General features: G+C 64.5%; 14 protein-coding genes. 7 read left to right on the top strand and 7 right to left on the bottom strand.

Annotation, left to right across the window (positions count from 1 at the left end):
* Nucleotides 1-848 (bottom strand): acyl-CoA dehydrogenase family protein (locus Q0C64_RS10520; protein ID WP_294123580.1); only part of this gene is annotated, 848 nt, incomplete at its 3' end.
* Nucleotides 849-914: 66 nt separating this feature from the next.
* Nucleotides 915-1,376 (bottom strand): c-type cytochrome, encoded by a 462-nt coding sequence (locus Q0C64_RS10525; RefSeq protein WP_294123554.1) that lies wholly within the window; start codon nucleotides 1,374-1,376, stop codon nucleotides 915-917.
* 105 nt (nucleotides 1,377-1,481) lie between these two features.
* On the opposite strand from Q0C64_RS10525, the gene Q0C64_RS10530 reads away from it, so the two are divergent.
* The 5 genes from Q0C64_RS10530 to Q0C64_RS10550 all read left to right on the top strand — a co-directional run bounded on the left by Q0C64_RS10530 (nucleotide 1,482) and on the right by Q0C64_RS10550 (nucleotide 4,525).
* A complete protein-coding gene (locus tag Q0C64_RS10530) occupies nucleotides 1,482-2,663 on the top strand; it encodes an acetyl-CoA C-acyltransferase (protein WP_294123556.1) in 1,182 nt (393 codons plus the stop codon).
* A gap of 65 nt (nucleotides 2,664-2,728) precedes the next feature.
* Entirely contained in the window at nucleotides 2,729-3,175 is a 447-nt protein-coding gene (locus Q0C64_RS10535) for a hypothetical protein (RefSeq protein WP_294123558.1), read from the top strand.
* A gap of 28 nt (nucleotides 3,176-3,203) precedes the next feature.
* A complete protein-coding gene (locus tag Q0C64_RS10540; RefSeq protein ID WP_294123560.1) occupies nucleotides 3,204-3,590 on the top strand; it encodes a DUF1801 domain-containing protein in 387 nt (128 codons plus the stop codon).
* Nucleotides 3,587-3,982 (top strand): hypothetical protein, encoded by a 396-nt coding sequence (locus Q0C64_RS10545; protein WP_294123563.1) that lies wholly within the window; start codon nucleotides 3,587-3,589, stop codon nucleotides 3,980-3,982. Before Q0C64_RS10540 ends, Q0C64_RS10545 begins: the two co-directional genes overlap by 4 nt.
* A 51-nt stretch (nucleotides 3,983-4,033) precedes the next feature.
* Nucleotides 4,034-4,525: a hypothetical protein gene (locus Q0C64_RS10550; protein WP_294123566.1), complete on the top strand. Its 492-nt coding sequence runs from the start codon at nucleotides 4,034-4,036 to the stop codon at nucleotides 4,523-4,525.
* Nucleotides 4,526-4,534: 9 nt separating this feature from the next.
* On the opposite strand, the gene Q0C64_RS10555 is transcribed toward Q0C64_RS10550, so the two are convergent.
* The 5 genes from Q0C64_RS10555 to nadC form a co-directional block, all read right to left on the bottom strand.
* Entirely contained in the window at nucleotides 4,535-4,969 is a 435-nt protein-coding gene (locus Q0C64_RS10555) for a RidA family protein (RefSeq protein WP_294123568.1), read from the bottom strand.
* A 98-nt stretch (nucleotides 4,970-5,067) separates the two neighbouring features.
* A complete protein-coding gene (locus Q0C64_RS10560; RefSeq protein WP_294123570.1) occupies nucleotides 5,068-8,895 on the bottom strand; it encodes a hypothetical protein in 3,828 nt (1,275 codons plus the stop codon).
* Between the two features lie 176 nt (nucleotides 8,896-9,071).
* Entirely contained in the window at nucleotides 9,072-9,548 is a 477-nt protein-coding gene (locus tag Q0C64_RS10565; protein ID WP_294123572.1) for an SH3 domain-containing protein, read from the bottom strand.
* Entirely contained in the window at nucleotides 9,548-10,954 is a 1,407-nt protein-coding gene (locus Q0C64_RS10570) for a nitronate monooxygenase (RefSeq protein WP_294123575.1), read from the bottom strand. Before Q0C64_RS10570 ends, Q0C64_RS10565 begins: the two co-directional genes overlap by 1 nt.
* 69 nt (nucleotides 10,955-11,023) lie before the next feature.
* Nucleotides 11,024-11,869: a carboxylating nicotinate-nucleotide diphosphorylase gene (nadC, locus tag Q0C64_RS10575; protein WP_294123583.1), complete on the bottom strand. Its 846-nt coding sequence runs from the start codon at nucleotides 11,867-11,869 to the stop codon at nucleotides 11,024-11,026.
* A 370-nt stretch (nucleotides 11,870-12,239) separates the two neighbouring features.
* Here nadC and Q0C64_RS10580 point away from each other — a divergent pair, with 370 nt between their 5' ends.
* Both Q0C64_RS10580 and Q0C64_RS10585 read left to right on the top strand, forming a co-directional pair.
* Complete coding sequence (locus tag Q0C64_RS10580) at nucleotides 12,240-13,310, top strand: phosphotransferase family protein (protein WP_294123577.1); 1,071 nt, start codon at nucleotides 12,240-12,242, stop codon at nucleotides 13,308-13,310.
* Nucleotides 13,307-15,044, top strand: a 1,738-nt coding sequence (locus tag Q0C64_RS10585; protein WP_294123578.1) for an adenylate/guanylate cyclase domain-containing protein, incomplete at its 3' end; no start/stop codon positions are given. The genes Q0C64_RS10580 and Q0C64_RS10585, both read left to right, overlap by 4 nt.

The raw sequence follows: 15,044 nt of genomic DNA on the forward strand, positions 1-15,044 counted from the left end.
AGCTGGAAGCTGCCGATCGGCTTGCCGAACTGCTTGCGCTCGCGGACATAGGGAATGACCGTGTCGAGGCAGGCCTGCATGATGCCGAGCTGGATTCCGGCCAGCACGGTCCGCTCATAATCAAGCCCGCTCATCAGCACGCCGACTCCGCCATTCTCCGGGCCCATGATATTCTCGGCCGGGACGAAGCAGTCGTCGAACACCAGCTCGGCAGTCAGGCTGCCGCGCATGCCCATCTTGTCGACCTTCTGGCCGATCGAGAAACCCTCCATGTCCTTTTCGATGATGAAGGTGGTGATGCCGCGGCTACCCTCGTCGGGCGAGGTCTTGGCATAGACCACCAGCGTGTCGGCCGCCGGCGCGTTGGTGATCCAGAATTTGGTGCCGTTGAGGCGGTAGCCGTTGCCCGATTTCTCGGCCTTGAGCTTCATCCCGACCACGTCGCTACCGGCGCCGGCCTCGCTCATCGCCAGCGATCCGACATGCTCGCCGCTGATCAGCTTGGGGAGGTATTTCGCCTTTTGCTCGGGGTTGGCCCAGCGGCGGATCTGGTTGACGCACAGATTGGAATGCGCGCCGTAGCTGAGGCCGACCGAGGCCGATGCCCGCGCCACTTCCTCCTGCGCCACGACATGCTCCAGATAGCCGAGCCCGAGCCCACCCCATTCTTCCTCGACAGTGATGCCATGCAGGCCGAGCTCGCCCATCTGCGGCCACAGCTGCTTGGGAAATTCGTCGGTCTCGTCGATTTCGGCGGCGATCGGCGCGATCTGCTCGCGGGCGAAGCGCTCGGTTGTCTCGCGGATCGTGTCCGCCATTTCACCAAGGCCGAAATCGAGGCCGGGCATGTCGCTCATTGGAGACTCTCCTGTCGCCCGCCCGCTAGCAGACGAAAGGGAGAATTGTCAGCCCCGCTAGGACGCTTTCGGCGTAGTCGCCGGCGGTGGCGGCACCAGATTGACGTCGGGCGGCGGCGCGGTCAGCGGCTTGGTCGAACCGCGATGGCAAGTGAAGCAGGTCACCTTGACGTCCTTGAACTCGGTAACCCCGAATTCCTTTTCGTTGATCCGGTGGACCATCGCCAGCATTTTCCGGGCGATCAGCTTGGTCGGCTTGGCGTCGGACGCGAAATCGAACGTCGACAGCGGCTGGCCTTCGGTCCCGACATGGCAATGGATGCAGCGCACGCCCAGCGCCTGCGCAAAACCCTTCATATTGCCGACCAGCTGCGGCTGGGTGATGTCCTTCGGGAAGACTTGGAGGTTCTTGTAGGGCGGAGCCAGCGGTCCGCCTCCCGGTGGTGGCGCCTGGGCGGTCGCAACGGCCGCCGCGAAGGCCGCACATCCCGCGGCTAGAGCCAACTTTTCCCTGTTCATGGGACGGGAGCCTAACACGCATCGAACCGATAGCAACGGGACAATTGAACCGGCGGGGCGGGAGGCTTATGTGCACCGCACAACACTCCCCCGGAGACCAATCAAATGTCCGATTCCGTCGTCATCCTTTCCGCCGCCCGCACGCCGATGGGCTCGATGCAGGGCTCCCTCGCCGACGTCGCCGCCACCGATCTCGGCGCCACCGTGGTCAAGGCCGCGGTCGAGCGCGCCGGCGTGAAAGGCGACGAAATCGACCGGATCTACATGGGCTGCGTGCTTCCCGCTGGTCTCGGCCAGGCCCCGGCGCGCCAGGCGGCGATCAAGGCTGGCCTGCCCAAATCGGTCCAGGCGACCACCGTCAACAAGGTCTGCGGATCGGGCATGCAGACCGTGATCATGGCCGAGGAAGCGCTCAAGGCCGGCAATGCCGATATGATTATCGCCGGTGGCATGGAGTCGATGACCAACGCGCCGTACCTCTTGAAGAAGCACCGCTCCGGCGCGCGGATCGGCCACGATACGGCTTACGACCATATGTTCCTCGACGGGCTCGAGGATGCCTATGAGCCCGGCCGGGCGATGGGCACCTTCGCCCAGGAAACCGCCAACCAGTACCAGCTGACCCGCGAGGACCAGGACAATTATTCGATCGAAAGCCTGGCGCGCGCCAAGGCCGCGATCGACAGCGGCGCTTTCAAGGACGAGATCGTGCCCGTGGTCATCCAGGGCCGTGGGGGCGAGACCGTGGTCGATACCGACGAGGCGCCGGGCCGCGGCCGCCCCGACAAGATCCCGACCCTGAAGCCGGCCTTCGCCAAGGACGGCACCATCACCGCCGCGACCAGCTCGTCGATTAGCGACGGCGCCGCCGCGCTGGTGCTGACCCGCCAGTCGGACGCCGACGCCAAGGGCTTGAAGCCGGTGGCGCGCATCGTCGCGTCGGCTGCCCATGCCCGCGAGCCGAGCGAGTTCACCATTGCCCCCGCCGGCGCGATCGAGAAGGCGCTGAAGAAAGCCGGCTGGAGCGTCGACGACGTCGACCTGTTCGAGGTCAACGAGGCCTTCGCCTGCGTCGCCATGTTCGCCATGCGCGACCTCGGCATCCCGCACGAAAAGATCAACGTCCATGGCGGCGCCACCGCGCTCGGCCACCCGATCGGCGCCAGCGGCGCCCGGCTGATCGTGACGCTGATCGGCGCGCTCAAGGCCAAGGGCAAGACGCGCGGCGTCGCGAGCCTGTGCATCGGTGGCGGCGAGGCCACTGCGGTCGCGGTGGAGCTGATCTAAGCGCTACGTGCGCTAGCCCGCCAAAGCTGCTACCAGCGCCTCCTCGCTAAACAGGGAGAGAGGCAATGCGGATCGTGATGGTGTCACTGGCCGTGCTGACGCTTATGGCGTGCAACAAGCCGGCAGCGACCAATGAGGCGAATGCAGCGGACGAGAATGCCGCGATGGATTCCAACATGGCGGCGGATGCCAATATGGCGATGCCGGCGGCGTTTGAGATCAAGGGAACCAGCTGGGAATTCACCCGCAAGGACAAGGCGACGACCGAAACGGTCGATGCCGATGGCAATTATGTCGCCTGGTCCGGCGCCGAGCATCTCGACCATGGCACCGCGGTGATGAAGGACGACAAGGCTTGCTTCACCAGCGCGATGGACAAGGAAGGCGAGATTTGCTGGACGACCGCGCCGACCGAGGTTGGCCAGAGCTTCGATACGACCAGCGACAAGGGCGAGAAACTGACCGTCAAGCGGATCGCCTATACCGAAGTGCCGGCCGCGGTTAAGCCGTAACAAGCTTCAGGCGGGAGCCGGTCGATTGATGAAGCGTTCGGGGCCGCTCCCCGCCAGTCCTGATGAATATGTCCAGTCGACCACCGGCTGGCAGCGCTGTCGTGTCGACCTGTTGCGTAGCATCGCGACCAAGGTCGGCGACGCGGAAGAAACCATCAAATGGGGCCATCTCGTGTATCGGGCGAATGGCCCCGCCTTCATGATCCGCGCCGAGGAGCATCGCGTGCTGTTCGGCTTCTGGCGCGGCAAGCGACTGCTCGACATCGAGCCGCGCCTCGCTGGCAACGGCAAATATGAGCTGAGGACGCTCGACCTCCGCGAGGATACGGCCGTCGACGCCGCCGTTGCAGAGCGGCTGATCCGCGAAGCAATCCGGCTCAACCGGATGATCGGCAACCCGACGGAGCGCAAATGAGCAGTTGTTGTAGTCCCTTGCAGCAGGCCGCGCTGACCGCCTCGTCAGTGCTGCTGGTGATGACCATGACGGTCCATTCGGTGATGGGGCAGCGCCGGCTGATCCGCCTGCTGCTCGACCAGGGTGAGGGCGTGATGAAGCATCCGCTGGCGCGCTTCATCGTCCCCTTCGCCTGGCATCTGACCAGCGCCATTGGCCTGGTTGTGGCGGCGATCCTGTTTGCCTGGGCCTGGGCGCCCGATCAGGCGCGGATCGTCGGCCTTGCCGCGACCGGCATCGTCTTCACCGCCGGCGGCTTGATCGACTGCGTCGGCAGCAAGGGCAAGCACATCGGCTGGGCGCCGCTCACGCTGATCGGGCTCTGCGCCTTTGCGGCGCTGTTAGTGGGGTAGCGTCTTACGAGCCGGGCTTGCCTATGCTCATAAGTCGGATAGCTTCCGACCATGGAATTGGCTGTTCTGCACTTCGTCGCTGCGGCGGCATCTATCAATCTGGCGCCATCTGACGCACCTGATGAATTCTCTCGCTTCCCGGCACAGGTAATCACGGCTCACGCTCAACCAGTTATTCGGCTGGCGGAGCATCGGCTATTTCGGACACGTATTCGACAGGGAATGGTGTCCGGCATCAACTTTGCCGGTCATTTCACCTTTGTGATCGTCGGATGCGGCGCTGGATGCGTCAATGGTTGGTTCGTGGACCGACAAAATGGCAGGATTGTCGACGCACCAGTGGGGGGCGAAGAATTTCCAGTACTGAGATATGGGATCAAACCCGATAGTCGCCTTGTGAAAGCCGAATGGCTTCCTCGTGATTTTCCAGATCCAGGCGAACAATGTGTTCGTCAGGACTTCGTTTGGGATCGAAACGAATTCAAGGCTCTAAACTCGCCTCACAAAGCAGCCTGTGAAGATGAAGATCACCTGCCCGGCTAATTGCTCGCGCTAAGGCGCGTAGGCAATGCACTCAACTTCAACGAGCGCGCCCAGCGCTAGGCCATCCGCGCCGAATGCACTCCGCGCCGGATATTTGCCGTCGGGAAAATAGGTCACATAGACTTTGTTGAAAGCCGGCCAGTCCTTCATGTCGTCGAGCATCACCATACATTTGGCGACGTCGCCCCAGCCGAGCCCGGCCGACTTCAGCGCGCTGCCAAGATTGTCCATCGCCAGCCTGGCCTGGGCTTCCATGCCCTCGCCGAGCTTGCCGTCCGGCGTGATGCCGAGCGCGCCCGACAGATAGACGGTGTCGCCGGCGCGGACCGCGCTGGAGAAGGGCAGCCGCTGCCCGTTCAGCATCGGCTCGCCGATGCGTTGGATGCCTTCTGCTTGAGCCATGGTCGAAACTCCTAACATCGCGAGTGCCAAAATGCTCTTCATGCCCCTCCCCTTTGACGCGACCCTAACAGCGACGCGCGCATAAGGAAACGGCGGCCCCTTTCGGAGCCGCCGTTCCTTTGTTCAGGCCTTTGCTTGCCTTAGCCGCGTTCCGGTTCCGGCGGCGGCGGGGGCGGCGGAGGCGGTGGGGGCGGTGGCGGACAAGCGTCCGTCGCCAGGATCACCGAGCCGTCCGGGCAAGTCTGCGTCGCCGGAGGCGGCGGGGGCGGCGGCGGCGGAGGCGGAGGCGGGGGCGGAGTCTCAACCCGCTCGGCCCCGCCGAAGCGGAAGCCCAGCTTGGCGCCGAAGCCATGGATGTCGCCGGCATTGATCCAGGCGGCCGCGAACGGTCCGGAGCTCGCCGGCTTGCCATAGCCAAGCTCGAACTTGGCCCAGGTGCCATGGCTTTCGGCCTCGAGCGTGTCGAACTCGGTGCCGCTGGTCAGCGTCAGGTCGTTGTCGTCATGGAACTCATGAAACAGCTTGGCATCGAGGAACACCCCGATCGCGCTGTCGACCCGAGCGCCGATATGGCCACGCAGGCTCTTCGCCTTGTCATAGTTATAGTCGATGTTGGCGAAGCTGAAGTCCTCGGTCTTGGTGCTGACCGCCGCCAGGCCGCCGCCGAGGTCAAGCGTCGTAGTGCCGACCATCATGCGATAGCCGACATCGCCTTCGACACCCCAGCTCTTGCTGGAAAGCTTGCTTAGTCCGGAGAACGCGACGCTGTCGATGTCGAGCTTGTTATGGTCGTACTTGAACAGCAGGTCGCCATAGAAGCCGGTGGCCGACCCGAACAGCGCATAGGCGCCAGCGTTCCAGCCCTTGCCGGTGACATCGCTAATCAGCGCGCGAACCTCCGCGTCGGCCTTCTCCCAGCCGGCGGTGACGCCGATGACGCCCATGCCGAAATTATAGTCGAGACCGCCCTGAATGCCGCGGCGCTTGGTCCTGAGGTGCTGGTTGACGACAACGTCGCTGCCGAACACGCTCTGCACGCCAGCTTCATCGCCGTACCGGTCGCGGTTCCAGTAGATCTGGCCCCACATGCCGAGCGGCCGGGCGCCGGGCACCAGGTCGCTGCGCTTCAGCGCCAGATAATTGTCGACGATATCCTTCGACTGATACCACATGTCCTGGCCGACATTGATCAGGGCCAGCGGGTCGAACGCATTGTCGTTCGGGGCGGCGAACAGGAAGAAGTCCTGCCCGATCCGCTGCAGGTTGAAGTCGATCAGTGCGGTGCCGACGGTGCTGCCCAGCGTGAAGGTCGTGTCGCTGGCGCTGGTCGTCGTGTCGACCACCAATATTCCGCTACTATTGACGACCACGCCGCCGACCGGGGCCACGTTGATCACGCTTGCACCGGTTGCCGCGCCATTGATCTGCAGCACGTCCGCCGTGGTCGAGTTGACGTCGACCACCAGGTTGGATCCGCCTGACCCCACGAAGTTGCTGTTGATGATCAGCAGATCGCCAACCGCACCATCGCTGAGGTCGAGCGTCCCCGAATTGGCGAAGTTGGTCTGGCCGGTGATGGTCGACGTACCTTCGTCGGCGATAATCGTGCCGCTATTGTTGAACGCCACCGCAGGAACCGTGAAGGTTCCCGGCGCCAGGTCGATCGTCCCACTATTGCTGAGCGAGGTGAAGCCCGACAGGGTGAAGGCACCCGCCGTGTCCAGCGTACCGCTGTTGATGAAGCCAGCAGTGCCCGCCAGCGACGAGCCCGCACCGGCGTTGGTCGCGCCGCCGAGGTTGGTCGCGCCGAGCCCGCTGACCGCCGAAGCAGCCGCCAAGTTCAGCGTGCCCGCGCCGGACAGCGTCGAGCCGCCCATCGCCAGCGTGCCGGCCACGTTGATCGTGCCCGCGTTGGTCGTGGACTCGAGACCGGCAAAGCTCGAGCCGGTCGCGAAGTTGATGATGCCGCCGGCATTATTGGCGAGCGTATCGGCACCGCCGCCGAAGGCATTCGCGCCACCGGTGTTCCAGGTGCCGCTATTGTTGAACGCATCGACGCCGCCGCCGGTCGACGAGAAGAGGCCGTTGATGACCCCGCCAGCATTGTTGTTGACGGTCACAGCCGATGTGGCGGATGCGACGGCCAAGGCGTTGTTGGTAGCCCCGATGGTGCCACTGTTGTTGACCACGCCGGTGCCGCCACCGTTGAAGGTGACGTCGTTGCCGCCGGTGCTGTTGACCGTCCTCGTGGCGCCCACATTGACGATCTTGGCGCCGGACGACGACAAGGTGACGCCATTGGCCCCCGAGGTGATGTTGGCGTTGACGTTGGCGGTAATCGCACCGCTGGTCGCAATGCCGACAACACCGCCGGCGTTCGAACTGATCACACCGTTGGCGTTGATCGTCTGAGCGCCGGTCGTCGAGGTGGCGACAATCGCGTCGCCAGCGGTGGTGGTGACGGCGCCCGCGGTGATTGCCACTGCACCAGTGGACGTGGTTGCCGCAATGCCGGTCCCGCCATTTGAGTCGACCGCGCCGGTATAATTGACGGTTGCCGTGCCGGTACCGTTGTTCGTCGCTTCAATGCCGAAGCCGCTCGAGAAAATGGCACCTGTGCCCGTCACGCTGAGCGCACCCGCTGACGAATTGGCCGCGAAGATGCCATCGTTCGTCATGCGATCCGTCGCGCTGCCGATGGCGCCACTATTGGTCACCGATACGGTACCGGGACCCGCAAGCGCGAAGATGCCGAAAGCATTGGTGTTGGGCGAGCCCGTCGGCGACAGGATGGTCGCATTGTTGACAACCGTTACGTTACCAGAGCCGCCGCTCTGACCATTGATGCCGACGAAATCGGAGCGAATCGTCGATCCGGCGCCCGTGGTCAATGAGACATTGCCCGTCCCGGTCGAAAATGCGAGCACGGCGAAGCCGCCGCCGGTTTGGGTCACGTTGCCGTTGATAACCGCTGTGACATTGCCGGATCCGCTCGATTCCAAATCTACACTATGTGCCCCGCCCGTCGTTGTAACGGCGCCGTTGACCGTGCCGGTCACCGAACCAGTACCATTCGTCGTCGCAAAAATGCCGGACCCGACGGAGTTAATGCCACTGCCCGCAGCAAGGGTAATGTTGATCGTGCCTGCCGATGCAACACTGTTGATGGTGGCCGAGATGCCCCTGCCTTGAGCCAGGTCGGCGGAGGCGCCAATCGCCCCTGCCGTTTGGCTCACCGTGATGTTGCCCGTGCCGGTCGAGGTGACGACGATACCGTTCTGCAGCGTCCCCGCGCCACCGCCGGCGCTCAGGATTCCGTTGTTGCTGGTGACGGTGACATTGCCCGAACCGGCGGTGGTGACGTCGATGCCATCATTGCCCGACGACCGGACGCCGTTGGTGGTGATGCTGATCGCGCCGCCACTGGCCGCGGTCGAACTTACATGAATGCCGTCCCCAGCATCGGCGGTCACAAGGCCGCCGAAGTTGGCGGACATGCCGCCTGTTCCAGTAAACAGTGCCTCGAATCCATCGCCGGTGCCATGGTTGGCGATGGTGCCCGCGCCCGAATAGGTCAGGTTGCTATTGATGCCTGTAAAACCCAGTGCGCCATCAAGGCCGCCTGCCGAAGCTGTGTTCAGCGCATCCACCTGAACTGCGCCGTCGTTCACATACGTAATCGTCGAACCGAGGCCGACATCCGTCAGGGTAATACCGAAGCCGTCAACAAGCACGCCGGGATCAATATCTAGCGTGACCGTTGGAACGCTAAAGTCATAGTTGCGATCGCTCACCGGCGAACCGCCCACATATGACGTGTCCGTCGTTGTCGTGTTGACGGCGCAGCCGATGGTGGCCCCAGGAACCACGGTGCAAGCCGCCTGGGCGGGCGCCGCCGCGATCATCGTCAGTCCGACTGTGAGGGCCGCGCCGCTCAGCAGGCGCGTTCGTGTGGCCAACAAATTCATCCCTGTTACTCCCCTTCGGGCCCCGCCGAGCGCGACGCCGGTTGATATACGCGAAACGTGACCTCGGCCGGTCCGTTCCATGTGCCGCCGCAATTAGTGCCAAGCCTGTTACAAAATGGCAACGGAGGAAATAGGCGGCCTTTACGAAAGTGGATTTAGTTGCCGAAGCGCATCGGTCAGTCGACAGTCTCGTTCTCGCCAACACCCCAAATATCGCCCTGGGCAATATAGCCCTGGCGCTTGCCGAACTGGACCTTGCACCAGCTGCCGTCGCATTTCTCGATCCGCCCGACGACACCGGCTTCGGCGCGGTAGCGGACCGGCGAATTGGCATCGCGCTTGACGTGGATATCGCGCGGGTTGCCGGGCCTGACGATGGCGGTGCGTCGGTCGCTCAAGAGCGTCACCAGCATCCAACCCTGCTGACCGTCCGGATCCTCGATCTTGCGCCAGTTGGGATAGACCTGAACCACCCGGACCGGGAGGTCGCGGCGCTTGTAGAGCCAGGTCCCGGGATAGTTGCGGCCCGGGCCCGTGCGCATCATCGCCTCGCCGCTGGCGATCGAAGCCCAATAGGGCGGCTTCTTTTCCTGGGCACTGGCCGACACCGAAAGGGCCAGCAGCAACGCCACACCCAGCCCCCGCTGCAGCATCACGCCCCCGTCAGGATGCGGTCGACGAGTTGCTTCACGGTCGGCACGAAGCCGTTCGAATAAAATGGATCGCTCTTGAAGCGAAACGCGGCATGCCCGGCGAACATCAGATTCTGTTCGACGTCGGCGCCATGGGCGATGTCCTGCAACGTTTTCTGGATGCAAAAGCTGCGCGGATCGGCGAGGCGGCCGGTCGAATTCTTCACATTGTCCGCCCAGCTGGAAAAGCTGCACTGCGACAGGCAGCCCATGCAGGCGGCCTGGTCGGCGCGGATCAACTTTTCCTCTTCAGGCGTAACGAAGATCAGCGTGTCATCCGGCGACTTCATCGCGTTGGTGAACCCGGCGCCGAACCATTCGCGGGCATGCTGCAAATCGCCCTTGGTGACCCAATAGTGCCGCTTGGTGCCGATCCCGACATCGAGCTCGAACGCATGATCGCCGATCGCCTCTTTCGTATAGGCGATCTGCCGCTCGCTGCGTGCCTCAAGGTGGCGGAGGAACGGATTGCGCACGGCGGAGGAGTAAAAACCGGTCGGGCTGAAGCGGTGGAGCAAGACATCGCCTTCCTCCAGCGTCATCAGCCGGGATTTCCACGCCGGCGGGATCGGGCTTTCCTGGGTCAGCAGTGGACGGGTGCCGAACTGGAACATGATCTGGCCCAGCTCCGGATTATCGATCCAGTCGTTCCACTCGTCGAGCCGCCATACGCCTCCGGCCATGACGATCGGCACACTGTCGGCAATGCCGCCCTCGCGCATCGTCTCGCGCAATGATTTGACGCGCGGATAGGGGTCCTGCGGCTTGCGCGGGTCCTCGGCGTTGGACAGGCCGTTGTGTCCCCCGGCCAGCCACGGGTCTTCATAGACGACTGCGGCGAGCCATTCGGCAGCCTTGGAATAGGCCCGCTTCCACAGCGCGCTGAAGGCGCGTCCGGAGGAGATGATCGGCAAATAGCTGACGCCGTAAGAGGCGGCGATTTCGCTCAGCTTGTAGGGCATGCCCGCGCCGCACGTGACGCCGGTGACCAGGCCCTTGGTTCGCTCGAGGACGCCGTGCAGCACTCGCTGCGCGCCGCCCATCTCCCACAAGACGTTGATGTTGATCGCGCCCTTGCCGCCGGCGATCTCATAGGCGCGCTTGACCTGGGCGACAGCGCCCTCGATCGCGTAGTGGATCAGTTCTTCGTGCCGCTCGCGGCGGGTCAGCGCTTTGTAGATTTGCGGGATGATCCGCCCATCCGGATCATAGCTGTCGGCATTGACCGCGGAGACCGTGCCGATGCCCCCTGCCGCCGCCCAGGCGCCCGAGCTGGCGTGATTGGTGGCGGAGACGCCCTTGCCACCCTCGATCAGCGGCCACACTTCGCGGCCGCCATACAGGATGGGCTTCAACCCCTTGAACAATTGGCTCTCCGTTAGTCGTTTGGGTACGCCTATAGGCCGCGACAGTCTAAATGGCGCGTAAAAAATGCGTCACGGCGTAAGCACATAGTCGAGGCCGATATCGACCGCCGGCGCCGACTGGGTGATCCGGCCGACCGAGATATAGTCGACGCCGGTCTCGGCAATGCCGCGGATGGTGTCGAGGTTGACCCCGCCCGACGCTTCCAGCGGCACCCGTCCGGCGACCAGCTTGACCGCTTCGCGCAGCATGTCGGGCTTCATATTGTCGAGCAGCAGCCGATCCGCGCCGGCTTGGAGCGCCGGCTCGATCTGCTCGATCCGGTCGACCTCGACCTGGATTGGCAGCTCGCTGCCATACTGCTTCGCCGCCGCGACGGCCTCGGCCACTCCGCCGGCCACGCCGACATGATTGTCCTTGATGAGGAGCCCGTCATCGAGCCGCATGCGGTGGTTCTCGGCGCCGCCCATCCGCGCCGCATATTTGTCCAGCAGCCTCAGGCCCGGAATGGTCTTGCGCGTATCGAGCAAGGTAGCGCCGGTGCCCTCGATCGCCTCAACATAGCGCCGGGTCAGCGTCGCGATCCCCGACAGATGCTGCAGCGTGTTGAGCGCCGACCGCTCGGCCGCCAGCATCGCCCGGGCATTGCCCTCCAGCCGCAGCAGGACCGCTCCCGCGGCGACCGCATCGCCATCCTTCACCAGTCGTTCAATCCGTACTTCGCGGTCGCAGGCGCGAAAGAAGGCGATGGCCAACTCCAGCCCGGCCACGACGATCGGCTCGCGGCAATTCAAATCGGCGGTGAAGCGGGCGTTGGCGTCAATCGTCGCTTTCGACGTGACGTCCCCGCCCGAACCCAAGTCCTCGGCCAGTACCCGGCGGACAAATTCGCCAAGATCGAAATGCGGCAGGTCCATCGTCTCGATTGCCGCGCCGTCCACTCGAACCTCCCCTGGTTACGCGCAGTCCTTAGGCGCGGGTTTGACGCCGGCGCAAGGCTGCTGGGGGTCCAGGCCAGCCGCCAGCGACGCCGTGACATGGCTCCCGCTGGATGTAGGGCGAGGAGAAGCGCGAAGAGCGGGGCCGTAGCCCTCCCGGTCGAGCGCTTCGACAAAACGATGCACCTGCGGGGTCATGCCCAAAGGGTGTGACGCAAAACCGCCCTGGCACGCTCGCTCACTTGCCCGATAGGCCCCACTATCTGGCTACATTCGCTCGCTCCCAGAGCGCCTTTTCATCTCCATCACGGCCTTGCTGGCGGCCGGTCTGGACCCTAGACCCTCCCCTATGGACCGCACCGAGGCCAATACCGGCACCCGCGACGTCGCCGAGCGGCTGCGCTTCGACGTCGCCTCGCTGGAAGCCTGGATGGCGGAGCACGTTGAAGGCTTCGCCGGTCCATTGAACGTCAGCCAGTTCAAGGGTGGCCAGTCCAATCCGACTTACCGGCTCGACACTCCTTCTGGCCGCTCCTTCGTCCTCCGCCGCAAGCCGCCCGGCCAACTGCTCTCCGGCGCCCATGCGGTCGACCGCGAGGCACGGGTGATGAGCGCGCTAGGCGCGCACGGTTTTCCGGTCCCCCGCGTCCACGGCTTGTGCGATGATGACAGCGTCATCGGCACGCCCTTTTTCGTCATGGACATGGTCGACGGCCGGATCATTTGGGAAGCCAGCTTCCCCGGCATGTCGCCCGCCGAGCGCGCCGCGCACTTCGATGCGATGAACGCTACCATTGCCCAGCTACACTGTTACGATCCCGACGCCATCGGCCTCGGCGACTATGGCCGCGCGACCGGCTTCGTTGAGCGCCAGGTGGCGCGTTGGTCAAAACAATATGAAGGCGATGTCGAGGCCGGCCGCGTGCCGGCGATGGACTGGCTGACCGGCTGGCTGAAGGATAACCTCCCGCCCGACAGCGGCGACGCGCGCGTCGTCCATGGCGATTATCGCTGCGACAACATGATTTTCGCCGCCACCGAGCCGAATGTCGTGGCGGTGCTCGACTGGGAACTGTCGACGCTCGGCGATCCGGCCGCCGACTTCGTCTATCATCTGATGATGTACCGCATGCCGGCGGGCATGTTCACCGGGCTCGCCGGGCTGGATTTCGCCGCGCTCGGGATCCCGAGCGAGGAGGAATATGTCGCCGCTTACTGCCGCCGCACCGGCCGAACATCGCTGCCGCACATCGATTATCTGATCGTGTTCGTGATGTTCCGCATCGCCGGCATCCTCCACGGCATCCGCGGCCGGCTGGCGCGGGGCAGTGCCTCCTCGGCCCACGCCGAGGCAACCGCCGCGCTGACCGAGCCGCTGGCCGAACTGGCTATGGCCCAGGCCAAGGCCGCGCGTCTGTGAGCACGGACCAGCCACACCGCCGCTGGGCGCTTGGCCCCGACCCGCTGGCGGGCGACGACCAGCCGACGATCGAAGGCGTCATCCGCGAACTGCGCAAGGTTCCGCTGGCCCGGTTGCTAGTCACGATCCTGATTCTCGTCTGGGCGATCCTGTTCGCCCGCTACAGCTGGGAGCTTCCGGTCAGCGTCGGTAGCGATACCCGCCTGCATTTCCCGGCGCGCGTCGGCGAACCCCGGCAAACCTTGCCGATCGCCACCGATGCCGAGCATGCGCTGTTCGATTTCCGGCAGGTGACCGGGGAGCGGCAGCACAAGGTCGGTCAGGACAGCCGCATCCTGCTGGTCCCCTATACGCAGGACACGGTCCGGGCGACGGCCAGGCGATCGCCGCTCGACCGCGCCATCCTCGCCCGCGCGCTGGCCAATATCGATTCTATGGGCGCCAAGGGCATCGGCATCGACATTTTGATCGACCAGCCGCAGCCGGAGGATGCCCAGCTGCTGGCGGTCCTCAGGACCATGAAGACGCCGGTATGGATGGGCTATGCCACCCGCGCCACCGCGGGCAGCGAGATCGAGCAATGGCAGCTGGAATTCATGGACCGCTGGTTCGCCTCGCTCGCCGCGACCAATGTCCGGCCGACCTCGGTCCGGTTTGAGACCGACAATGACAATGTCATCCGGCGCTGGCCGACCATGCCCAAGGGCTTGCCGCCGCTGATTCCGGTGGCGCTGTCCGGCGTGCCGCCGGGCTTCGGCTATGGCGGCAGCATCGATTTCCGCACCCCGGCTAATCCCGAACGGCTCGTCTTCAACTCGCTGATGATCGACAATTTTGCCGATCCGGCCATCGCGCCGATGCTGGCCAACGAGGTGCGCGGAAAAATCCTGCTGATCGGCGGCGACTTCCCCGACCGCGACCGGTTCGAAGTCCCGGCCTCGCGCCTCGACGCCCCGACGATGAGCGGGCTCGAGGTCCATGCCACCATGACCGCCCAGCTGCTCGACCGGAACTTGCCGGAGCGTGCCGGCCCGGTTGCCCTGTGGGCGCTGGCCATCCTCGTCGTGCTGTGCGGTACCTTCACCGCCATGCTCGACGTCCGGCCGTGGGTGGTGGCCCTGGCGATCCTCGGCCAGCTCGCCTTCTTCGCCTTCGCGCCTTTCTATTATGAGTGGCACAATATCGACACCTACGGCCTGCCGGCGTTCGGCTGGCTTGGCGGTTGGGGCCTGGCCTATGCCGCGACCGGGGCCGCGGTCCGCGCCGCTGGCTCCGAGCAACGTCGCTACGCCCAGTCGGCGCTTGGCAAATATCTGCCGCGCGACATCGCCGCCCAGATCCTGCGCGATCCCAAGAAACTGTCACTGACCGGCGAGAAGCGCTCGATCTACACCTTGTTCACCGACATCGAGGGTTTCACCGGCCTCAGCCATAAATTGCCGCCGGACCGGACCGCGACCATCCTCAACGCCTATCTCGACGGCATGTGCGATATCGTCCTCGACCATGGTGGGACGATCGACAAGTTCGTCGGCGACGCGGTGGTCGCCTTCTGGGGCGCACCGATCGCCCGCGAGGACGACGCCGATCGTGCCGCCAGGGCCCAGCTCGACATGCTCGCCTTCACCCAGAAATTCTCCAAGGATTATAGCGAGCCGGGCCACGAGATGGGCCGCACCCGTGTCGGCCTCCACTATGGCGAGTCGGTGGTCGGCAATTTCGGCGGCGAGGGTC

It is taken from the genome of Sphingomonas sp., from assembly GCF_023266535.1.
Lineage (GTDB): Bacteria > Pseudomonadota > Alphaproteobacteria > Sphingomonadales > Sphingomonadaceae > Sphingomicrobium.